Origin of the sequence: Escherichia sp. KTE114, assembly GCF_000407765.1 — a bacterium.
GTDB lineage: Bacteria > Pseudomonadota > Gammaproteobacteria > Enterobacterales > Enterobacteriaceae > Escherichia > Escherichia ruysiae.
In genome coordinates this window covers 3,205,374-3,227,422 of sequence record NZ_KE136626.1, presented here as the reverse complement: position 1 = coordinate 3,227,422, position 22,049 = coordinate 3,205,374, and the positions used below count along the sequence as shown (strand labels likewise).

Sequence of the window (22,049 nt, the reverse complement as noted above, 5' to 3'; positions counted from 1 at the left end):
AAAGCAATATGCGTCACACTTTTCTGGTGACAACGTCACAAAATGGCGGTCGTCAATCGTGATGAACAGCACAAACGACCTTTCTCGTCGAAGATTTCAATCTGCCAGACCTGATGACGTGAACCAAGATGCAGCGGCTTGCAAACGCCGCGAACTCGCCCTTCTCGTGCCGAGCGAACATGGTTAGCATTGATTTCCAGACCAACGACTTTTTGCTCACCTTCGGTACATAAATAACCGGCAACGGAACCAATACTTTCGGCCAGCACCACGGACGCACCACCATGCAGCAGCCCGAAAGGCTGCTTTGTCCGCGAGTCTACCGGCATTGTCGCTTCCAGGGTGTCATCACCAATATGTTCAAAACGAATATCCAGCAACCCCACCATGTTTCCGTCACCCATGGCGTTCAGCGCCTCGAGTGTAATTTTACGTTTCCATATCATTTAATAATCTCCAGTAATGCCTGCACAGGATGGCGTACCCCCGTGCCTTCAACCCGTTTTACCTGACTACGGCAGGAATATCCGGTCGCCAGACAGCGATTTCGCGGCAGACGCTGCATCGCCTGATGCCAGGATAACTCATAGATCCCGAGCGAGTTTTTATGATTTTTCGCTTCATGTCCGTAAGTCCCCGCCATACCGCAACAACCCACACTGACATTTTCCAGCTTCGCGCCAAAACGGGCAAATATCGCGGCCCATTGTGCTGGCGCCCCCGGCAAGGCGGTGACTTCGGTACAGTGACCAAAGAAATACCATGGTTCACCGCTGACCGCAGCCACTGGCTGTGACTCAAGTGCGCTTGCCAGCCATTCATTCGCCAGCAGAACGTTAAACTCGCCGCGTTCCTTGCCGAGAGTGAGTTTGTATTCGTCGCGATAACAAAGAACCAGAGCTGGATCGACCCCCACCATTGGCATTCCCAGCTTCGCCATACGGTTGAGGAAATCCGCCGTCTTTTTCGCCGTCTTCGCAAAACGATTAAGGAATCCTTTGATGTGCTGGGCTTTACCATTCGGCGAGAATGGCAGTAACACAGGCTGGAAACCTAATTTTTCGACCAGACGGACAAAATCTGCCACCACTTGCGCATCGTAATAGCTGGTGAAAGGGTCTTGCACCACCAACACCGTGCGCGCTTTCTGCTCAGCATTGAGAGCTTCAAGCTGTTCCAGCGTCATGTTTGCCGAGCGATGCCCCACCATTTGTTGTTGCAGCGAGGGAACTGACAGCAGCGGCAAGTCGACCATGCCGATATGTTTTTTCGACAGTTTGCGCACCAGCGGCTGGTTAATGAAGAAGTTAAACGTCTTCGGCGCTCGCGCCATCAGCGGCGCATAACTTTCGACCGTCGCCACAAGATGGTCGCGCAGCGGGCGTAAATAACGGGTGTGATAGAGTTGCAGGAAACGAGAGCGGAACTCCGGCACGTCAATTTTGATGGGGCACTGGGTCGAACAGGCTTTACAGGCCAGACAGCCTGACATCGCCTCTTTTACTTCGTGGGAGAAGTCATATTCGCCTTTATTTGCGTGCCAGCTATTGCGCGTGCGGGCAATTAATGTCCGCAAACTGGCTCGCGATTCCGGCAGTTCTTGTTCCAGTTTTAGAGGATCAACACCACGGTCAGCCAGCAAACGTAGCCATTCACGCACCAGTGTTGCGCGCCCTTTCGGTGAATGAATCCGGTTCTGGGTGATCTTCATCGACGGACACATGGGGCTGCGGGCATCAAAGTTGAAGCATAAACCGTTGCCGTTACATTCCATTGCTCCGCGCCACTGCTGACGTACCGCGATGGGGATCTGCCGGTCAAATGTACCGCGCTTCACCGCGTCCACTTTCATCATCGGTGCATCGAGACCTTCTGGCGGACAAATTTTCCCTGGGTTTAGTCGATTATGCGGGTCAAATGCCGCTTTAACTTTGCGCAGTTCTGCGAAAAGTTCCTCACCGAAAAACGCCGGGCTGTATTCGGCGCGAAAACCTTTACCGTGCTCGCCCCACAACAATCCACCATATTTCGCAGTCAACGCCACCACGTCATCAGAGATTTGCTTCATCAAAATTTCTTGTTGCGGATCGCACATATCCAGCGCCGGACGAACGTGCAAAACACCCGCATCGACGTGACCGAACATACCGTAGCTTAAGCCGTGGCTGTCGAGCAGCGCGCGAAATTCGGCTATATAATCCGCCAGATGTTCCGGCGGTACGCAGGTATCTTCGGCAAACGGAATGGGCTTGGCGGCGCCTTTTGCATTGCCAAGCAGGCCTACGGCTTTTTTACGCATCGCATAGATACGTTCAACGCCTGCCAGCTCGCGGCACACCTGCCAGCCAATGACGCCTGCTTGCTGACTAGCGATAAGTTCGTCCAGCCGCGCACAGAGTGCATTTACCCGCTCGTCAATCAGCGCCTCATCATCACCAGCAAATTCCACAATGTTCAGCCCGAGCATCTCTTTCTCGGGCACGTCAGTAATCAACTCGCTGACGGAATGCCAGACAATATCTTCCCGCGCCAGATTCAGCACTTTTGAGTCCACCGTCTCTACCGAAAGCGCCCGCGCCTCAACCATAAACGGCGCGTTACGCAGCGCGGAGTCAAAAGAGTCATATTTGACGTTCACCAGACGGCGCACTTTCGGCAAGCGAGTAATATCCAGTCGCGCTTCGGTAATAAAGGCCAGCGTCCCTTCTGAACCCGTCAGAATTCGCGTCAGGTCGAACTCAGTCATCTCATCGTTAAAGACATGACGCAGATCGTAACCGGTAAGAAAGCGGTTAAGTTTGGGGAATTTGTCGATGATTAACTGGCGTTGCTGACGGCAGCGTTGATAAACCGTTTTATAGATACGCCCGATAGCGGTATTGGTTTTACCCAGCGTTTCTGCCAGTTCGACGGGTAAAGGTTGCGTATCGAGAATATCGCCCCCCAACAACACCGCCCGCACGCCGAGCACGTGATCTGACGTTTTGCCATAGACCAGCGAGCCCTGACCGGAAGCATCGGTATTGATCATCCCGCCGAGCGTTGCCCGGTTACTGGTTGAAAGTTCCGGCGCAAAAAAGTAGCCAAACGGTTTCAGATACTGATTCAGTTGGTCTTTAATTACCCCCGCTTCAACGCGCACCCAGCCCTCTTCAGGGTTAATTTCAATGATGCGATTCATATGACGGGACATATCAACAATAATCCCCTGGTTGAGCGCCTGACCATTAGTGCCGGTGCCGCCACCGCGCGGGGTGAAGATCAGCGATGAATAGCGTTCTTGCGCAGCCAGACGAGCGATTAATGCCACATCTGCGGTCGAACGCGGAAATACCACTGCATCGGGGAGAAGTTGGTAAATACTGTTGTCGGTCGACATTGTCAGACGATCGGCATAACTTGTCGCCGTATCGCCGGTAAACCCCTGTTGCTCCAGCTCTTGCAAAAAATTAAGCACCAGTTGAACGACGCCGGGTGCCTGGGAAATCTGTGGAATCATTATATTGACCCTTTCCTGCGGTCTGTGATGTAGGTCGATACACAGTTCTTTCAGGCTGCTGCAATAGCGCACTGAAAGGTGATGTGTGTTTACTCTATGGATTTCGAGTTGCGGGAAGGCGGCAAGCGAGTGAACGCCAGGAGCTTACAAAAGTAAGTGACTGGGGTGAACGAACGTAGCCGCAGCACATGCAACTTGAAATACGACGAGTAAACCGTTTGCGTGTTGCCTGAATTGTTGTACCACATTTTTTTCTTACACGCCCATCAGAATTAAGGGCAGAATCGGCCTGTTAAAAACCGCTGAAATTGCTCATCATTATGCAGGTGAGTTTCGCGTGTTCACGTCGCGTCGACGATTTGACGCACAAAAAAGGTGAAAAGTAGTTATGGTAAATGTTCGTCAGCCCAGGGATGTCGCACAAATTCTGCTTTCGGTGCTGTTTTTAGCCATCATGATTGTGGCATGTCTGTGGATTGTTCAACCCTTTATTCTCGGCTTTGCATGGGCCGGTACGGTGGTTATCGCCACCTGGCCGGTATTGTTACGTTTGCAAAAGATCATGTTTGGCCGCCGCTCTCTCGCCGTTCTGGTGATGACGCTGTTATTAGTGATGGTGTTTATCATCCCTATTGCTTTGCTGGTTAACAGTATCGTCGACGGCAGCGGCCCGCTAATTAAAGCCATTTCCAGCGGCGACATGACGTTACCCGATCTGGCGTGGCTTAATACCATTCCGGTGATTGGCGCGAAGCTGTATGCAGGCTGGCACAACTTGCTGGATATGGGGGGTACGGCGATCATGGCGAAAGTCCGCCCTTATATTGGCACCACCACCACCTGGTTTGTTGGGCAGGCGGCGCATATCGGGCGCTTTATGGTGCATTGTGCGCTGATGCTTCTCTTCAGTGCCCTGCTGTACTGGCGCGGTGAACAGGTGGCACAAGGCATTCGCCATTTTGCAACCCGTCTGGCAGGCGTTCGCGGAGATGCCGCCGTGCTGCTGGCGGCACAGGCTATCCGCGCGGTGGCGCTGGGTGTGGTGGTGACGGCGTTAGTACAGGCAGTGCTTGGCGGTATCGGCCTCGCCGTATCCGGCGTACCTTATGCAACTTTGCTAACGGTGTTAATGATCCTCTCCTGCCTTGTCCAGCTTGGCCCGTTGCCGGTACTGATTCCGGCGATTATCTGGCTCTACTGGACCGGCGATACCACCTGGGGAACGGTATTGTTAGTGTGGAGCGGTGTAGTTGGCACGCTGGATAACGTTATCCGCCCAATGTTAATTCGCATGGGTGCCGATTTACCGCTGATCCTGATCCTCTCTGGCGTTATTGGTGGTTTGATTGCTTTCGGGATGATCGGTCTGTTTATTGGTCCGGTTCTGTTAGCCGTTTCCTGGCGTCTGTTTGCCGCGTGGGTGGAAGAAGTCCCACCGCCGACGGACCAACCGGAAGAAATTCTCGAAGAACTTGGCGAAATCGAGAAACCGAACAAGTAATTTCTCATCAGGCGGCTCTGCCGCCTGATTGTTAACCCCCGCTAATTGATATTTGCTTGCTCTTCCCCATATTTTCCTGCTTACCGCCATTCAGCTGGTAGTACCTGTCGCAAATTCTTTACAGTTTTTAAACTAATGAGACGAATCTGATCGACGCAAAAAGTCCGTATGCCTACTATTACCTCACGGTTATAAATCAACATATTGATTTATAAGCATGGAAATCCCCTGAGTGAAACAACGAATTGCTGTGTGTAGTCTTTGCCCATCTCCCACGATGGGCTTTTTTTTAACATTTTTCCGCTTCGCTACCTCGCCCCTCGCTCTTTCCAATAATGTTGCACAAGATACTGTGACTCTCTTCAAGCCGTCAGCAGGCTGATAATGTTATTTATATTTTATTGTTTATTTCATGCAGCCATTACACGATGAACGCTTATGAACTCCAGGCACTTCGCCATATTTTTGCCATGACTATTGATGAATGCGCGACCTGGATTGCCCAGACCGGTGACAGTGAAAGCTGGCGTCAGTGGGAAAATGGCAAATGCGCCATTCCTGATAGCGTCGTTGAAAAATTGCTGGCTATGCGTCGGCAAAGAAAAAAACATCTTCACGCCATCATAGAGAAAATAAATAACCGCATCGGCAATAACACCATGCGCTTCTTCCCTGATTTAACCGCGTTTCAACGTGTCTACCCTGACGGCGATTTTATTGACTGGAAGATTTATCAATCAGTAGCCGCTGAGTTATATGCGCACAACCTTGAGCGTCTTTGTTGACATTTTAACGGGAATCAATAGCCATTATTACAAGAATAATGACCGGATATTGACGCAATATCGCCACATTTTTTAAAGCAAAGTTGCTAAGTGGATCTTATGAAAAGTCCCTATCTCCCTACCGCGCTGGGGTTGTATTTCAATTACCTGGTACATGGTATGGGCGTCATTTTGATGACTCTGAATATGGCCTCGCTGGAGACGCTTTGGCATACCAATGCGGCAGGTGTCTCGATTGTTATCTCATCATTAGGCATTGGCCGATTAAGCGTCCTGTTTCTTTCTGGCTTATTATCCGATCGCTTCGGTCGACGACCGTTTATCATTCTCGGTATGTGCTGCTATATCGCCTTCTTTTTTGGCATCCTGCACACCAATAACATTATTATCGCTTATGTTTTTGGTTTTCTGGCCGGAATGGCAAACAGTTTTCTCGATGCAGGCACTTATCCCAGCCTGATGGAAGCCTTTCCTCATTCGCCGGGTACAGCCAATATTTTAATTAAAGCCTTTGTTTCCAGCGGGCAATTTTTATTGCCGCTAATCATCAGCCTGTTAGTGTGGGCCGAACTGTGGTTTGGTTGGTCTTTTATGATTGCCGCAGGCATTATGATTATTAACGGTCTATTTTTATGCCGCTGTACATTTCCACCGCATCCGGGTCGTCGCTTACCGGCAGTAAATAAAACAACCACTTCTGCGAGGCATCGCTGCTCAATAATCGATTTAGCCAGTTATACCTTATATGGCTATATCTCAATGGCAACGTTTTATCTGGTCAGCCAGTGGCTGGCACAATACGGGCAATTTGTCGCTGGCATGTCATACACAATGTCGATCAAATTACTCAGCATCTACACCGTGGGATCGCTGCTTTGCGTATTTATTAGTGCACCGCTCATTCGTAAAGCGATTCACCCGACAACATTGTTGATGCTGTACACTTTTATCTCATTTATTGCCCTGCTCACCGTTTGCCTGTATCCCATATTTTATGTGGTAATAACATTCGCTTTCGTTATTGGTTTTACCTCTGCTGGAGGCGTTGTACAAATTGGCCTGACGTTAATGGCTGAGCGTTTTCCCTACGCTAAAGGTAAAGCTACGGGTATTTATTACAGTGCGGGAAGTATTGCAACCTTTACCATTCCGTTGATTACGGCTCATCTATCACAAAGAAGTATTGCCGATATTATGTGGTTCGATACCGCCATCGCTGCCGTCGGATTTTTACTGGCGCTGTTTATTGGCTTACGCAGCCACAAGGAAACACAACATCCATCGCTAAAAGAAAATGTCGCTACGGATGGGTAATGCAATATTCTTTTCAGGACATGCAAGATCTTACGGATAAATTAATCTTTCTGCGCTAATTAGGGGAAATCACGGTCAAAAACAAACTATCTCATGCAATATACCTGGAAACATAAACTTTATGCCATGTACCCAGGGAAAATCATCTTCAGTATAGTGATTATGAAAACCGTCGAAGAACAATACGTACGGTAACAAAATTATCTTTCAGCAAGGAGCTGTGAAAATGTCTCAAAATAAGGCTTTCAGCACGCCATTTATCCTGGCTGTTCTTTGTATTTACTTCAGTTATTTCCTGCACGGCATTAGTGTTATTACACTTGCACAGAACATGTCATCTTTGGCAGAAAAATTTTCGACTGACAACGCGGGTATTGCTTATTTAATTTCTGGTATTGGCCTGGGTCGCCTGATCAGTATTTTATTCTTCGGTGTGATCTCCGACAAATTTGGTCGGCGAGCGGTAATATTAATGGCAGTCGCCATGTATCTGTTGTTCTTCTTTGGTATTCCCGCTTGCCCGAATTTAACTCTCGCTTACTGTCTGGCAGTGTGCGTAGGTATCGCTAACTCGGCGCTGGATACCGGTGGTTACCCGGCGTTAATGGAATGCTTTCCGAAAGCCTCCGGGTCGGCGGTAATACTGGTTAAAGCAATGGTGTCATTCGGGCAAATGTTCTATCCAATGCTGGTGAGTTATATGCTGCTGAATAACATCTGGTACGGCTATGGGCTGATTATTCCGGGCATCCTGTTTGTACTGATCACGCTGATGCTGTTGAAAAGCAAATTCCCCAGCCAATTAGTGGACGCCAGCGTTGCTAATGAATTACCGCAAATGAACAGTAAACCGTTAGTCTGGCTGGAAGGTGTTTCATCGGTACTGTTCGGTGTCGCCGCATTCTCGACCTTTTATGTAATTGTGGTGTGGATGCCCAAATATGCAATGGCATTTGCTGGTATGTCGGAAGCCGAGGCATTAAAAACCATCTCTTATTACAGTATGGGTTCGCTGGTCTGTGTCTTTATTTTTGCCGCGCTACTGAAAAAAATAGTACGCCCCATCTGGGCTAACGTATTTAACTCTGCACTGGCAACGGTAACTGCTGCTATTATCTATCTCTACCCTTCTCCGCTAGTGTGTAATGCCGGAGCCTTTGTTATCGGTTTCTCAGCAGCTGGCGGCATTTTACAACTCGGCGTTTCGGTCATGTCGGAGTTTTTCCCCAAAAGCAAAGCCAAAGTTACCAGTATTTATATGATGATGGGAGGCCTGGCAAACTTTGTTATTCCTCTGATTACTGGTTATCTGTCAAATATCGGCCTGCAATATATCATCGTTCTCGATTTTACTTTCGCGCTGCTGGCTCTGATTACCGCGATTATTGTTTTCATTCGCTATTACCGCGTATTCATTATTCCCCAAAATGATATCCGGTTAGGTGAGCGTTATTTTAAACACAATTAAGCACAGAGGTTAAAGGAGTTAATTATGGATGTTACTGCTAAATACGAATTGATTGGACTGATGGCCTATCCTATCCGCCATAGTTTATCGCCTGAAATGCAAAATAAAGCTTTAGAAAAAGCAGGATTACCATTTACCTATATGGCCTTTGAGGTGGATAACGATAGCTTTGCCGGTGCGATTGAAGGATTAAAAGCCTTAAAAATGCGCGGTACCGGTGTGTCGATGCCGAACAAACAACTGGCGTGTGAATATGTTGATGAATTAACGCCTGCGGCGAAACTGGTGGGCGCCATCAATACCATCGTTAATGATAACGGCTACCTGCGCGGTTATAACACCGACGGCACAGGCCATATTCGCGCCATTAAAGAGAGCGGTTTTGATATCAAAGGCAAAACGATGGTGCTGTTAGGTGCCGGTGGCGCCTCAACGGCAATTGGCGCGCAGGGGGCGATTGAAGGGTTAAAAGAAATTAAACTCTTTAACCGTCGGGATGAGTTTTTTGATAAAGCCCTCGCCTTCGCGCAACGGGTCAACGAAAACACCGATTGCGTCGTCACAGTTACGGATCTCGCCGATCAACAGGCCTTTGCCGAGGCGCTGGCTTCTGCTGACATTTTAACCAACGGCACCAAAGTGGGTATGAAACCTCTTGAGAATGAATCATTAGTTAATGATATCAGCTTGTTACATCCAGGACTTCTGGTCACTGAATGCGTATATAACCCGCATATGACGAAGTTATTGCAGCAGGCGCAACAAGCGGGTTGCAAAACGATTGATGGATACGGCATGTTGTTGTGGCAAGGGGCTGAACAGTTCACGTTATGGACTGGCAAAGATTTCCCTCTGGAATATGTTAAACAGGTCATGGGGTTCGGCGCCTGACAGGCTGACCGCGTGCAGAAAGGGTAAGAAATGAAAACCGTAACTGTAAAAGATCTCGTCATTGGCACGGGCGCACCAAAAATCATCGTCTCGCTGATGGCGAAAGATATCGCCAGCGTGAAGTCTGAAGCTCTCGTCTATCGTGAAGCAGACTTTGATATTCTGGAGTGGCGCGTGGACCACTTTGCCGACCTCTCCTGCGTAGAGTCGGTCATGGCAGCGGCAAAAGCTATCCGCGAGGTAATGCCGGAAAAACCACTGCTGTTTACCTTCCGCAGTGCCAAAGAAGGCGGCGAGCAGGCGATTTCCACCGAGGCTTATATTGCACTCAATCGCGCAGCCATCGACAGCGGTCTGGTCGATATGATCGATCTGGAGTTATTTACCGGCGATGATCAGGTTAAAGAAACCGTCGCCTACGCCCATGCGCATGATGTGAAAGTTGTCATGTCCAACCATGACTTTCATAAAACACCGGAGGCCGAAGAAATCATCGCCCGTCTGCGCAAAATGCAGTCCTTCGACGCTGATATTCCCAAAATTGCGCTGATGCCACAAAGCACCAGCGATGTGCTGACGTTACTTGCCGCGACCCTGGAGATGCAGGAACAGTATGCCGATCGTCCAATCATTACGATGTCGATGGCAAAAACTGGCGTAATTTCCCGTCTGGCGGGTGAAGTTTTCGGTTCGGCGGCAACCTTTGGCGCAGTAAAAAAAGCCTCTGCCCCTGGGCAAATATCAGTGAATGATTTGCGCACAGTATTAACTATTTTGCATCAGGCATAATCAATAACATTCCGGCGGGAACACCCTCACCCGCCGAAATAAAAACAAGTGTTTTAAGAGTATTTAATAAAAATATTCCGTGGATACCTGCGCGCTATTTTTTCTGGCTGGCGCAGGGAAATTCACACCTGAATCAGGAAAAAATAATGAAACCTGTAAAACCACCTCGTATTAATGGACGAGTGCCGGTCCTGTCGGCACAGGAAGCGGTGAATTATATTCCCGACGAAGCAACGCTTTGTGTCTTAGGCGCTGGCGGCGGTATTCTGGAAGCCACCACATTAATTACTGCTCTTGCTGATAAATATAAACAGACTCAAACGCCACGTAATTTATCAATTATTAGCCCTACGGGGCTTGGCGATCGCGCCGACCGTGGTATTAGTCCGCTGGCGCAAGAAGGCCTGGTGAAATGGGCATTATGCGGTCACTGGGGACAATCGCCGCGTATTTCTGATCTCGCAGAACATAATAAAATTATTGCTTATAACTATCCACAAGGCGTACTTACACAAACCTTACGCGCCGCCGCTGCTCACCAGCCAGGTATTATTAGTGATATTGGTATTGGTACATTCGTCGACCCTCGTCAACAAGGCGGCAAACTTAATGAAGTGACCAAAGAAGACCTGATTAAACTGGTCGAGTTTGATAATAAAGAATATCTCTATTACAAAGCGATTGCGCCGGATATCGCCTTTATTCGCGCCACCACCTGCGACAGCGAAGGCTATGCCACCTTTGAAGATGAAGTGATGTATCTCGACGCGCTGGTCATTGCTCAGGCGGTGCACAATAACGGCGGTATCGTAATGATGCAGGTGCAGAAAATGGTTAAGAAAGCCACGCTGCATCCGAAGGCGGTGCGTATTCCGGGCTACCTGGTAGATATTGTCGTTGTCGATCCGGATCAAACCCAGTTGTATGGCGGCGCACCAGTTAACCGTTTTATTTCTGGCGACTTCACCCTGGATGACAGTACCAAACTTAGTCTGCCGCTTAATCAACGCAAACTGGTCGCGCGGCGCGCATTATTTGAAATGCGCAAAGGTGCGGTCGGTAATGTCGGCGTCGGTATTGCCGATGGCATTGGTCTGGTCGCCCGGGAAGAAGGTTGTGCTGATGACTTTATTCTAACGGTGGAAACGGGGCCGATTGGCGGTATTACCTCGCAAGGTATCGCCTTTGGCGCGAACGTGAATACCCGCGCCATTCTGGATATGACGTCCCAGTTCGATTTTTACCACGGCGGTGGTCTGGATGTTTGTTATTTGAGTTTTGCCGAAGTCGATCAGCACGGTAACGTCGGCGTACATAAATTCAATGGCAAAATCATGGGCACCGGCGGATTTATTGATATCAGCGCCACCTCGAAGAAAATTATTTTCTGTGGCACGTTAACCGCAGGAAGTTTAAAAACAGAAATTTCCGACGGTAAATTAAATATCGTTCAGGAAGGTCGGGTGAAGAAATTTATCCGTGAACTACCGGAAATCACGTTTAGTGGAAAAATTGCTCTCGAACGGGGACTTGATGTTCGTTATATCACTGAACGCGCCGTATTCACGCTGAAAGAAGATGGTCTGCATTTAATCGAAATAGCTCCCGGTGTCGATTTACAAAAAGATATTCTCGACAAAATGGATTTCACCCCGGTTATTTCGCCAGAACTCAAACTAATGGACGAAAGATTATTTATCGATGCGGCGATGGGTTTTTTCCTGCCTGAAGCGGCTCATTAACAGGAGTATAACGATGGATTTTTCTTTAACTGAAGAACAAGAACTGCTGCTGGCCAGTATTCGCGAGTTGATTACGACTAACTTCCCGGAAGAGTATTTCCGCACCTGTGATCAAAACGGTACATACCCGCGCGAGTTTATGCGGGCGCTGGCGGATAACGGTATTTCCATGCTTGGCGTGCCGGAAGAATTTGGCGGTATCCCTGCGGATTACGTCACCCAAATGCTGGCGCTGATGGAAGTGTCAAAATGCGGTGCTCCAGCGTTTTTGATTACCAACGGTCAGTGTATTCACAGTATGCGCCGCTTCGGTTCTGCAGAGCAGCTACGTAAAACGGCAGAAAGCACCCTGGAAACGGGTGATCCCGCCTATGCCCTGGCATTGACGGAACCGGGCGCTGGCTCAGACAACAACAGCGCCACCACCACTTACACGCGTAAAAATGGCAAGGTTTATATCAACGGACAGAAAACCTTTATTACCGGCGCGAAAGAGTATCCGTACATGCTGGTGCTGGCGCGCGATCCGCAACCGAAAGATCCGAAAAAAGCCTTCACCCTGTGGTGGGTCGACTCCAGTAAGCCAGGTATTAAGATCAACCCACTGCATAAAATCGGCTGGCATATGCTCAGCACCGCGAAGTTTATCTCGACAACGTAGAGGTTGAAGAGAGCGACATGGTGGGCGAAGAAGGAATGGGCTTCCTCAATGTGATGTACAACTTTGAGATGGAGCGCCTGATCAACGCCGCACGAAGCACCGGCTTTGCCGAATGCGCCTTCGAAGATGCAGCCCGCTATGCCAACCAGCGTATCGCTTTTGGTAAGCCGATTGGGCATAACCAGATGATCCAGGAAAAACTGGCGCTGATGGCGATTAAGATCGACAACATGCGCAACATGGTGCTGAAAGTGGCATGGCAAGCTGACCAGCATCAGTCACTGCGCACCAGCGCGGCGCTGGCAAAACTGTACTGCGCACGTACCGCGATGGAAGTTATTGATGATGCGATTCAAATCATGGGCGGTCTGGGCTATACCGATGAAGCGCGCGTTTCCCGCTTCTGGCGTGATGTCCGCTGTGAACGTATCGGCGGCGGTACAGACGAAATTATGATTTACGTGGCAGGTCGGCAGATCCTGAAAGATTATCAGAACAAATAATCTGCAGGCGGCGCAGCTTCTTGCAAAACTGCGCCGCCAGATTTATCCGGCAAGACTTACGGGTTGAGGAAATTCAGAAAAGGTTTCTTGTTCCGCAAAACAGTTTTTAAATTGCCTGCGGTAATCACTGGGCGAACAGCCGACATGGCGCAAAAACAGTTTGGCGAAGTGATCGACATTTTCATAACCCACACGCCAGGAGATCTCTGCCTGTGATAATTCAGTATTGGTGAGTGACCATTTCGCTTCCGTCATACGCCGTTGAATAACATAATTAATAGGGGAAATTCGATATTCTTTAGTAAACTCATGACAAATATAGCTGACACTGGCACGAAACTTTTTCGATAACTGTTCCAGGGTGATTTTTTCGCGATAGTTATTATTCAGGTAAAAGAGAATATCTTTTATCAGAACATCTTTTTTAATATACCCCTGCTCCGAACGATACGCATTTTTAAAATTTTCGTAGTAAAGAATTGCTAATGTATAGGCAAATGCGTCCCATAACGAAGATATCTGACTATTTTTACTTTGCGGCAAAATCACGCTTAGCTCATTAAATAAGGTTTTAATGACCTCTTTTCCCTGCCCTGCGGCAATTACCGGACATGAATGTGGTTGCAGAAGCTGGTTTTCCTCTGCCCCCTGAAACTGAAAACCGTACAGCGCACAGGTACAGGTCGTTGCTGGATCGTTGACATCAGAAGCCACCGCATGAAGTCTGCCGCGTTCTATCACCACAATGTCATCGGCATGGGCTACATATAACGAGGAGTCAATGGTAAACCTTGCCACCCCTTTCTTGACATAAATCAGCTCAGTTTCATTGTCATGAACGTGATGTCCAGACTCCCATTTAGGATCATCGCTAAATGCAAAACGTGAAAGCCGTGGCGTTTTTCCAGAGACAAACAGCGTTTCGCTGGCATTATCAAAACAGCGTTGATACATGACAACCTCCCTATTCCATGAGCAAGCAAAAGCAATATATGCCGAATAAAATACGGTGTGTATTGCGGTTATACAACCGCGTTTAGCGAGAGCTAAACAAGATTATTTAAACCGAATGCAAGATTGTACGGTCATGGCATAACAATATTGCTGCTAACTGCACTTTTGTTTTAGCGATCGCATTTTTTTTGCAAGATTGTTGGCAAGGAAAACAGCTTGCTCCGTCGAAAACCCCGCACTGCTATCGCACACTATTTTCAGGCCATTTTTACCTTCCATCGGAGATGGTTCCGTATGCGACCCACAGGAGAAATCATGAAAATAATAACCTGCTTTAAGCTGGTGCCTGAAGAACAGGACATTGTTGTCACTCCCGAATACACCCTTAATTTCGACAATGCCGACGCCAAAATCAGCCAGTTCGATCTCAATGCTATTGAAGCCGCAAGCCAGCTCGCGACAGATGATGATGAGATAGCCGCACTGACGGTTGGCGGTTCGTTATTGCAGAACTCGAAGGTGCGCAAAGACGTGTTATCACGCGGGCCACACAGCCTGTATATGGTGCAGGATGCCCAACTTGAACACGCGCTGCCCGTCGATACCGCAAAGGCGCTGGCAACCGCAGCAGAAAAAATCGGCTTTGATTTACTGCTCTTTGGTGAAGGTTCCGGCGATCTCTATGCCCAGCAGGTCGGTCTGCTGGTAGGGGAAATCTTGCAACTTCCGGTGATTAATGCAGTGAGTGCCATTGCGCGTCAGGGCGATACACTGGTAGTTGAACGCACTCTCGAAGAGGAAGTTGAAGTTATTGAACTCTCGCTTCCCGCCGTACTTTGCGTCACGTCTGATATCAACGCTCCACGTATCCCCTCCATGAAAGCCATTCTCGGTGCGGGCAAAAAACCGGTGAACCAGTGGCAGGCAAGTGATATCGGCTGGAGCCAGAGCGCGCCACTTGCTGAACTGACCGGCATTCTCGTACCGCCGCAAACAGAACGTAAACACATCATTCTCGATAACGATTCGCCGGAAGCGATTGCCAAGCTGGCGGAATACCTGAAGAAAGCCCTGAACTAAAGCCAACGGAGAAGAAACGATGAGTCAATTAAACAGCGTCTGGGTCTTTAGCGATAACCCTGATCGTTATGCTGAACTGTTTGGCGGTGCGCAGCAATGGGGGCAACAGGTGTATGCCATTGTGCAAAATGCCGACCAGGCGCAGGCGGTTATGCCTTATGGCCCAAAATGTATTTATGTTCTTGAGCAAAACGCTGCGCTGCAACGCACTGAAAATTACGCTGAAAGCATTGCTGCCCTGCTTAAAGATAAACACCCCGCTATGTTGCTGATGGCCGCGACGAAACGCGGTAAAGCTCTGGCAGCACGGTTAAGTGTGCAACTGAATGCGGCGCTGGTGAACGATGCCACGGCGGTGGATATTGTCGATGGTCACATTTGCGCCGAACACCGTATGTATGGCGGGCTAGCGTTCGCTCAGGAAAAAATCACCAGCCCGCTGGCGATAATTACCCTTGCACCCGGTGTTCAGGAACCGTGCACGAGCAATGCTTCTCATCAATGCCCGATTGAAACGGTGCCTTACGTTGCCCCGCGTCATGAAATTCTCTGTCGCGAACGCCGCGCTAAAGCGGCAAGCAGTGTGGATCTGAGTAAAGCGAAACGCGTGGTCGGCGTCGGGCGTGGTCTGGCGGCTCAGGATGATCTGAAAATGGTTCACGAACTGGCGGTGGCGCTGAATGCTGAAGTCGGCTGCTCACGCCCGATTGCCGAAGGCGAGAACTGGATGGAACGTGAACGTTATATCGGCGTCTCCGGCGTGTTGCTGAAATCCGATCTCTACCTGACGCTGGGGATTTCCGGGCAGATCCAGCATATGGTCGGCGGCAACGGCGCAAAAGTGATTGTCGCCATCAATAAAGATAAAAACGCGCCAATCTTTAACTATGCCGACTACGGTCTGGTGGGCGATATCTACAACGTCGTCCCTGCCCTGATTAACCATTTGAATCGCTAATTCCTTTTCAACCACATCTCCCGCTGTTAACGCAGCGGGAAGGGAGCATAACGCATGTCGGATGACAAATTTGATGCCATTGTGGTCGGTGCGGGCGTTGCCGGTAGCGTCGCCGCACTGGTGATGGCGCGAGCCGGACTGGATGTCCTGGTGATAGAACGCGGTGACAGCGCCGGATGCAAGAATATGACTGGCGGGCGTCTTTATGCCCACACGCTTGAGGCTATTATTCCCGGCTTTGCTGCATCTGCGCCGGTTGAACGCAAGGTCACACGCGAGAAAATCTCCTTCTTAACCGAAGAGAGCGCCGTTACCCTCGATTTTCACCGTGAGCAACCGGATGCCCCGCAGCAAGCGTCTTATACCGTATTGCGCAACCGCCTCGATCCGTGGCTGATGGAACAAGCAGAACAGGCAGGTGCACAGTTTATCCCGGGCGTGCGCGTCGATGCGCTGGTTCGCGAAGGAAACAAGGTCACTGGCGTCCAGGCCGGGGATGATATTCTCGAAGCGAATGTGGTGATTCTGGCTGATGGCGTTAACTCAATTCTTGGTCGTTCGCTGGGAATGGTTCCCGCCTCCGATCCGCATCATTACGCTGTTGGTGTTAAAGAGGTCATTGGCCTCACGCCAGAACAAATCAACGATCGCTTTAACGTTACCGACAATGAAGGCGCCGCCTGGCTGTTTGCCGGTTCTCCTTCTGACGGATTAATGGGCGGCGGATTCCTTTATACCAATCACGACTCCGTATCATTGGGTCTGGTCTGCGGATTGGGTGATATCGCCCATGCGCAAAAAAGCGTGCCGCAAATGCTGGAAGATTTTAAACAGCACCCCGCCATACGCCGGCTAATTAGCGGTGGCAAACTGCTTGAATATTCCGCGCATATGGTGCCGGAAGGTGGTCTGGCGATGGTGCCGCAACTGGTTAACGATGGTGTGATGATCGTCGGTGACGCCGCCGGTTTCTGCCTCAATCTGGGCTTTACGGTTCGCGGAATGGATTTAGCCATCGCGTCGGCACAGGCTGCAGCCACAACGGTGATTGCCGCCAAAGAACGCGCGGATTTCTCCACCAGCAGTCTGGCGCAATACAAACGTGAGCTGGAACAGAGTTGCGTCATGCGCGATATGCAGCATTTTCGCAAAATCCCGGCGCTGATGGAAAACCCGCGCCTGTTTAGCCAATACCCGCGCATGGTCGCCGACATCATGAACGATATGTTCACCATCGACGGCAAACCTAACCAGCCGGTGCGCAAGATGATCATGGGACATGCGAAGAAAATCGGGCTGATCAACTTGCTCAAAGATGGCATTAAGGGAGCAACCGCGCTATGAGCCAGAATGCTACGGTTAATGTTGAGGTCAAATTAGGCGTCAATAAATTCCATGTTGATGAAGGACATCCGCACATCATTCTGGCGGCAAACCCTGATATCAATGAATTTCGTAAATTAATGAAAGCCTGCCCGGCAGGACTTTATAAACAGGATGAAGCGGGAAATATTCATTTTGATTCTGCCGGTTGTCTCGAATGCGGAACCTGTCGGGTGCTTTGCGGCAACACTATCCTCGAACAATGGCAATACCCTGCTGGCACTTTCGGTATTGATTTCCGCTACGGTTAATCACGCATCCCACAGGCCCGCACATCGGGCCTGACGTTTTGTTTCGAGAGTCCAAAATGAAAGTGACATTAACGTTTAACGCGCAGCGTCGTGCAGCCTATCGGCAGCAAGGGTTATGGGGTGATGCTTCGCTGGCCGATTACTGGCAGCAGACCGCTCGTGCGATGCCAGACAAAATTGCCGTGGTCGATAATCATGGCGCAGCGTACACCTATAGCGCGCTCGATCAGGCCGCGAGCTGTCTGGCAAACTGGATGCTGGCGAACGGTATTGAAGCCGGCGATCGCGTCGCATTTCAACTGCCCGGCTGGTGTGAATTTACCGTTATCTATCTCGCCTGCCTGAAAACCGGCGCAGTTTCCGTGCCGTTGTTGCCTTCCTGGCGAGAAGCGGAACTGGTGTGGGTGCTCAATAAGTGCCAGGCCAAAATGTTTTTTGCCCCGACGTTGTTTAAACAAACGCGTCCGGTAGATTTAATCCTGCCGCTGCAAAATCAGCTTCCACATCTGCAACAAATTGTCGGCGTGGACAAACTAGCTCCCGCCACATCGTCTCTCTCGTTAAGCCAGATTATTACCGATAATACCCCGCTGATGACGGCGATATCGGTTCACGGCGATGAATTAGCGGCGGTGCTGTTTACCTCCGGAACTGAAGGTATGCCAAAGGGCGTGATGCTGACACATAATAATATTCTCGCCAGCGAACGGGCATATTGTGCGCGGCTGAATCTGACCTGGCTGGATGTTTTTATGATGCCGGCACCGCTGGGTCATGCGACAGGTTTTCTGCATGGCGTAACGGCGCCGTTTTTGGTAGGCGCACGGAGCGTCTTGTTAGATATTTTCACCCCTGAAACCTGTCTCTCGTTGCTTGAGCAACAACGTTGCACCTGTATGCTCGGCGCAACGCCGTTTGTCTATGACCTTTTGAATTTACTGGAAAAACAGCCCGCAGATCTTTCTGCGCTGCGTTTCTTTCTTTGCGGTGGCACCACGATCCCCAAAAAAGTGGCGCGAGAATGCCAGCAGCACGGCATTAAATTGTTAAGTGTTTATGGCTCCACAGAAAGCTCGCCGCACGCGGTGGTGAATCTCGACGATCCGTTGTCGCGCTTTATGCATACCGATGGTTACGCTGCCGCTGGCGTGGAAATCAAAGTCGTCGATGACGCACGCAAGACCTTACCGGCCGGTTGTGAAGGTGAAGAGGCCTCGCGCGGCCCCAATGTGTTTATGGGTTATTTTGATGAACCTGAATTAACCGCCCGTGCGCTGGATGATGAAGGCTGGTATTACAGTGGCGATCTCTGTTGTATGGATGAGGCGGGTTATATAAAAATAACCGGACGCAAGAAAGATATTATTGTCCGTGGCGGAGAAAATATTAGCAGCCGTGAAGTGGAGGATATATTGTTGCAGCATCCCAAAATTCATGATGCCTGCGTAGTTGCGATGCCCGATGAACGCTTAGGCGAACGCTCTTGTGCTTATATTGTATTAAAATCGCCACATCATTCATTATCGCTGGAAGATGTGGTGGCATTTTTTAGTCGTAAACAGGTAGCGAAATATAAATACCCTGAACATATTGTGATAACTGAAAAGTTACCCCGCACTGCATCCGGTAAAATACAAAAATTTTTGCTCAGAAAAGATATTATTCAGCGATTAACCGAGGGTTATTGCGGAATTACTGAATAAGACCCGTTTCCGCAAATAGCTAACCCCAGCGACATATTGTCGCCGGGGTTATATTTTATTTCTTCAGTTCAGCCAGACTTAACCAGGTTTGCACCACGGTGTCCGGGTTCAGAGACAGGCTATCGATCCCCTCTTCCATCAACCATGCGGCAAAGTCTTCGTGGTCAGACGGCCCCTGACCGCAAATCCCGACGTATTTGCCCTGTTTCTTCGCGGCACGGATCGCCATCGACAACAGTGCTTTCACGGCATCGTTGCGCTCATCAAACAGTTCAGACACCACGCCGGAGTCACGATCCAGGCCAAGAGCCAGCTGCGTCATGTCGTTTGAGCCGATAGAGAAGCCGTCGAAATATTCGAGGAACTGTTCTGCCAGCAAGGCGTTGGACGGAATTTCACACATCATGATGATCTTCAGCCCGTTCTCACCACGTTTCAGCCCCTGACGCGCCAGTTCTTCAACCACCGCTTTCGCCTGGTCAACGGTACGCACGAACGGGATCATGATCTCAACGTTGGTTAACCCCATGTCGTTGCGCACACGTTTCACCGCTTCACACTCCAGCGCGAAGCAGTCGCGGAAGCTATCAGAAACGTAGCGACCGGCGCCACGGAAGCCCAGCATCGGGTTCTCTTCATGCGGCTCGTAACGCTCGCCACCGACCAGGTTTGCATATTCGTTGGATTTAAAATCAGAGAGACGGACAATGACGCGCTTCGGATAAAACGCAGCGCCCAGCGTCGCGATCCCTTCAGTCAGACGACCAACGTAAAATTCACGCGGAGAATCAAAACCTTTCATCATCTCGCGGATTTCGTTTTGCAACTGCGGTTCCTGGTCGTCAAACTCAAGCAGTGCGCGCGGGTGAACGCCAATCATGCGGTTGATGATAAATTCCAGACGCGCCAGACCTACGCCTTCATTTGGCAGACAGGCAAAGTCAAACGCACGATCCGGGTTACCGACGTTCATCATCACTTTCAGCGGTAGATCCGGCATGGTTTCCACGCTGGAGCTTTTCACGCTAAATTCCAGCAACTCAGCATAAACGTAACCGGTATCGCCTTCAGCGCAGGAAACGGTGACCTTCTCACCGTCTTTCATCCGTTCAGTCGCATCGCCACACCCTACCACCGCCGGAATACCCAGTTCACGGGCGATGATCGCCGCGTGACAGGTACGTCCGCCACGGTTGGTGACGATGGCAGAGGCTTTCTTCATGATCGGTTCCCAGTCCGGGTCGGTCATGTCAGTGACCAGCACGTCGCCAGGTTCGATGCGGTTCATTTCGCTAATGTCATGGATGACTTTCACCGGCCCCGCGCCAATGCGATGACCGATAGCGCGGCCTTCGGCGATAATCTTGCCCTGTGAATGCAGCGTATAACGTTCCATGACCTGACCGCGTGAACGCACGGTTTCCGGACGTGCCTGCACAATAAACAGTTTGCCGGTGTGGCCATCTTTCGCCCACTCAATGTCCATCGGGCGGCCGTAGTGTTTCTCAATTTGTACGGCCTGTTTTGCCAGTTCCTGCACTTCTTCGTTGGTCAGCGAGAAGATGTCACGTTGTTCCTGTGGCACATCTTCAATTTTAACCTGCTTGCCGTGCTCCTGAGTCGGCGCGTAGACCATGCGGATTTTTTTCGACCCCATGGTACGGCGCACGATAGCCGGGCGATTCGCCGCCAGCGTCGGTTTATGCACGTAAAACTCATCCGGGTTAACCGCGCCCTGCACAACCATCTCACCGAGACCCCATGCGGAAGTGATAAACACCACCTGGTCGAAACCGGATTCGGTATCAATGGAGAACATCACGCCAGAGGACGCGAGGTCGGAACGCACCATCCGCTGAACACCGGCTGAGAGCGCCACGCCACGGTGATCATACCCCTGGTGAACGCGATAAGAGATGGCGCGATCGTTAAACAGGGAAGCAAAGACATGCTTCACTGCCACCAGTACGGCGTCAAAACCCTGAACGTTGAGGAAGGTCTCCTGCTGACCGGCGAAGGAGGCGTCCGGCATGTCTTCTGCGGTGGCGGAGGAACGCACCGCAAAAGAGGCGTTTTCGTCATCGGCGGAAAGCTGTGCATAGGCTTCGCGGATGGCGTTTTCCAGCTCAGGCTGGAAGGGAGTGTCGATAATCCACTGGCGGATTTGCGCGCCTGCTTTTGCAAGCTGAGTAACATCGTCAATATCCGTTTTATCCAGCAGTTCATAAATGCGCTGGTTTACGCCGCTTTGATCCAGAAACTGGTTAAACGCATCGGCGGTGGTGGCGAAACCATTCGGAACGGAAACGCCCATTCCGGAAAGGTTAGTAATCATTTCACCCAGGGAGGCATTTTTGCCCCCAACCCTGTCTACATCATTCATGCCGAGTTGGTTATACCAAAGCACCAGCGGTGACGAGCCATTGTTGGACATCGAACAATCCTTTTGTGATAAATGAACGGTTTGAGAAACACATTTCTGCGCATTTATCTTTGCATATTTAACCGGATGAAAAAAACGGTGAATCGTTCAAGCAAATATATTTTTTTACTTTTTAAGACTGATC

15 protein-coding genes, 1 other RNA gene and 2 pseudogenes are annotated in these 22,049 nt (G+C 50.0%); 14 read left to right on the top strand and 4 right to left on the bottom strand.

The genetic code is table 11. The features are described 5' to 3' along the window. Positions 1-35: 35 nt before the first annotated feature. Together menI and ydiJ are read right to left on the bottom strand one after the other, a co-directional pair. A complete protein-coding gene (gene menI / locus WC5_RS05865) occupies positions 36-446 on the bottom strand; it encodes a 1,4-dihydroxy-2-naphthoyl-CoA hydrolase (protein ID WP_000637978.1) in 411 nt (136 codons plus the stop codon). Continuing rightward, on the bottom strand, positions 443-3,499 hold the full coding sequence (ydiJ, locus tag WC5_RS05870) for a D-2-hydroxyglutarate dehydrogenase YdiJ (protein WP_000613018.1): 3,057 nt from the start codon (positions 3,497-3,499) through the stop codon (positions 443-445). Before ydiJ ends, menI begins: the two co-directional genes overlap by 4 nt. 388 nt (positions 3,500-3,887) lie before the next feature. Here ydiJ and ydiK point away from each other — a divergent pair, with 388 nt between their 5' ends. From ydiK to WC5_RS0122560, 9 genes and pseudogenes are all read left to right on the top strand, one after another. Further along, positions 3,888-5,000, top strand: a complete 1,113-nt coding sequence (gene ydiK / locus WC5_RS05875; protein ID WP_000248636.1) for an AI-2E family transporter YdiK — start codon at positions 3,888-3,890, stop codon at positions 4,998-5,000. A 185-nt stretch (positions 5,001-5,185) separates the two neighbouring features. Further along, an RNA gene (rprA, locus tag WC5_RS24240) (antisense sRNA RprA) lies at positions 5,186-5,293 on the top strand. A gap of 135 nt (positions 5,294-5,428) precedes the next feature. Beyond that, positions 5,429-5,785 carry a YdiL family protein gene (locus tag WC5_RS05880; RefSeq protein ID WP_010350004.1) on the top strand — a complete coding sequence of 119 codons (357 nt, stop codon included), beginning with the start codon at positions 5,429-5,431 and terminating at the stop codon, positions 5,783-5,785. Between the two features lie 99 nt (positions 5,786-5,884). Further along, positions 5,885-7,099: an MFS transporter gene (locus WC5_RS05885; protein WP_000841936.1), complete on the top strand. Its 1,215-nt coding sequence runs from the start codon at positions 5,885-5,887 to the stop codon at positions 7,097-7,099. Between the two features lie 226 nt (positions 7,100-7,325). Next, positions 7,326-8,580, top strand: a pseudogene (locus WC5_RS05890) (MFS transporter). Positions 8,581-8,591: 11 nt separating this feature from the next. After that, positions 8,592-9,458 (top strand): quinate/shikimate dehydrogenase, encoded by an 867-nt coding sequence (gene ydiB, locus WC5_RS05895; RefSeq protein ID WP_000383454.1) that lies wholly within the window; start codon positions 8,592-8,594, stop codon positions 9,456-9,458. Positions 9,459-9,488: 30 nt separating this feature from the next. Then, complete coding sequence (gene aroD, locus WC5_RS05900; protein ID WP_000860205.1) at positions 9,489-10,247, top strand: type I 3-dehydroquinate dehydratase; 759 nt, start codon at positions 9,489-9,491, stop codon at positions 10,245-10,247. A 146-nt stretch (positions 10,248-10,393) separates the two neighbouring features. Then, positions 10,394-11,989: an acyl CoA:acetate/3-ketoacid CoA transferase gene (locus WC5_RS05905; protein WP_000805643.1), complete on the top strand. Its 1,596-nt coding sequence runs from the start codon at positions 10,394-10,396 to the stop codon at positions 11,987-11,989. Between the two features lie 13 nt (positions 11,990-12,002). Further along, a pseudogene (locus WC5_RS0122560) lies at positions 12,003-13,153 on the top strand (acyl-CoA dehydrogenase). A 42-nt stretch (positions 13,154-13,195) separates the two neighbouring features. On the opposite strand, the gene WC5_RS05910 reads toward WC5_RS0122560, so the two are convergent. Then, complete coding sequence (locus WC5_RS05910; RefSeq protein ID WP_000284823.1) at positions 13,196-14,107, bottom strand: AraC family transcriptional regulator; 912 nt, start codon at positions 14,105-14,107, stop codon at positions 13,196-13,198. A gap of 315 nt (positions 14,108-14,422) precedes the next feature. On the opposite strand from WC5_RS05910, the gene WC5_RS05915 reads away from it, so the two are divergent. From WC5_RS05915 to fadK, 5 genes are read left to right on the top strand one after another with little or no spacing between them, the layout of a single operon-like run. Then, positions 14,423-15,187 carry an electron transfer flavoprotein gene (locus WC5_RS05915; RefSeq protein ID WP_000692165.1) on the top strand — a complete coding sequence of 255 codons (765 nt, stop codon included), beginning with the start codon at positions 14,423-14,425 and terminating at the stop codon, positions 15,185-15,187. A 19-nt stretch (positions 15,188-15,206) separates the two neighbouring features. Continuing rightward, positions 15,207-16,145 carry an electron transfer flavoprotein subunit alpha gene (locus tag WC5_RS05920; protein WP_000080673.1) on the top strand — a complete coding sequence of 313 codons (939 nt, stop codon included), beginning with the start codon at positions 15,207-15,209 and terminating at the stop codon, positions 16,143-16,145. Positions 16,146-16,199: 54 nt separating this feature from the next. After that, positions 16,200-17,489 carry an FAD-dependent oxidoreductase gene (locus WC5_RS05925; protein WP_001278488.1) on the top strand — a complete coding sequence of 430 codons (1,290 nt, stop codon included), beginning with the start codon at positions 16,200-16,202 and terminating at the stop codon, positions 17,487-17,489. After that, positions 17,486-17,779 (top strand): ferredoxin family protein, encoded by a 294-nt coding sequence (locus tag WC5_RS05930; RefSeq protein WP_000081089.1) that lies wholly within the window; start codon positions 17,486-17,488, stop codon positions 17,777-17,779. Before WC5_RS05925 ends, WC5_RS05930 begins: the two co-directional genes overlap by 4 nt. 56 nt (positions 17,780-17,835) lie before the next feature. Then, on the top strand, positions 17,836-19,482 hold the full coding sequence (gene fadK, locus WC5_RS05935; RefSeq protein WP_000869239.1) for a medium-chain fatty-acid--CoA ligase: 1,647 nt from the start codon (positions 17,836-17,838) through the stop codon (positions 19,480-19,482). A 55-nt stretch (positions 19,483-19,537) separates the two neighbouring features. On the opposite strand, the gene ppsA is transcribed toward fadK, so the two are convergent. Next, complete coding sequence (gene ppsA, locus WC5_RS05940) at positions 19,538-21,916, bottom strand: phosphoenolpyruvate synthase (protein WP_000069365.1); 2,379 nt, start codon at positions 21,914-21,916, stop codon at positions 19,538-19,540. Between the last annotated feature and the right edge of the window lie 133 nt (positions 21,917-22,049).

Coding starts and splice junctions, on each gene's coding strand:
- menI (WP_000637978.1), bottom strand. CDS start 446: ATGATATGGAAACGTAAAATTACACTCGAGGCGCTGAACGCCATGGGT.
- ydiJ (WP_000613018.1), bottom strand. CDS start 3,499: ATGATTCCACAGATTTCCCAGGCACCCGGCGTCGTTCAACTGGTGCTT.
- ydiK (WP_000248636.1), top strand. CDS start 3,888: ATGGTAAATGTTCGTCAGCCCAGGGATGTCGCACAAATTCTGCTTTCG.
- WC5_RS05880 (WP_010350004.1), top strand. CDS start 5,429: ATGAACGCTTATGAACTCCAGGCACTTCGCCATATTTTTGCCATGACT.
- WC5_RS05885 (WP_000841936.1), top strand. CDS start 5,885: ATGAAAAGTCCCTATCTCCCTACCGCGCTGGGGTTGTATTTCAATTAC.
- ydiB (WP_000383454.1), top strand. CDS start 8,592: ATGGATGTTACTGCTAAATACGAATTGATTGGACTGATGGCCTATCCT.
- aroD (WP_000860205.1), top strand. CDS start 9,489: ATGAAAACCGTAACTGTAAAAGATCTCGTCATTGGCACGGGCGCACCA.
- WC5_RS05905 (WP_000805643.1), top strand. CDS start 10,394: ATGAAACCTGTAAAACCACCTCGTATTAATGGACGAGTGCCGGTCCTG.
- WC5_RS05910 (WP_000284823.1), bottom strand. CDS start 14,107: ATGTATCAACGCTGTTTTGATAATGCCAGCGAAACGCTGTTTGTCTCT.
- WC5_RS05915 (WP_000692165.1), top strand. CDS start 14,423: ATGAAAATAATAACCTGCTTTAAGCTGGTGCCTGAAGAACAGGACATT.
- WC5_RS05920 (WP_000080673.1), top strand. CDS start 15,207: ATGAGTCAATTAAACAGCGTCTGGGTCTTTAGCGATAACCCTGATCGT.
- WC5_RS05925 (WP_001278488.1), top strand. CDS start 16,200: ATGTCGGATGACAAATTTGATGCCATTGTGGTCGGTGCGGGCGTTGCC.
- WC5_RS05930 (WP_000081089.1), top strand. CDS start 17,486: ATGAGCCAGAATGCTACGGTTAATGTTGAGGTCAAATTAGGCGTCAAT.
- fadK (WP_000869239.1), top strand. CDS start 17,836: ATGAAAGTGACATTAACGTTTAACGCGCAGCGTCGTGCAGCCTATCGG.
- ppsA (WP_000069365.1), bottom strand. CDS start 21,916: ATGTCCAACAATGGCTCGTCACCGCTGGTGCTTTGGTATAACCAACTC.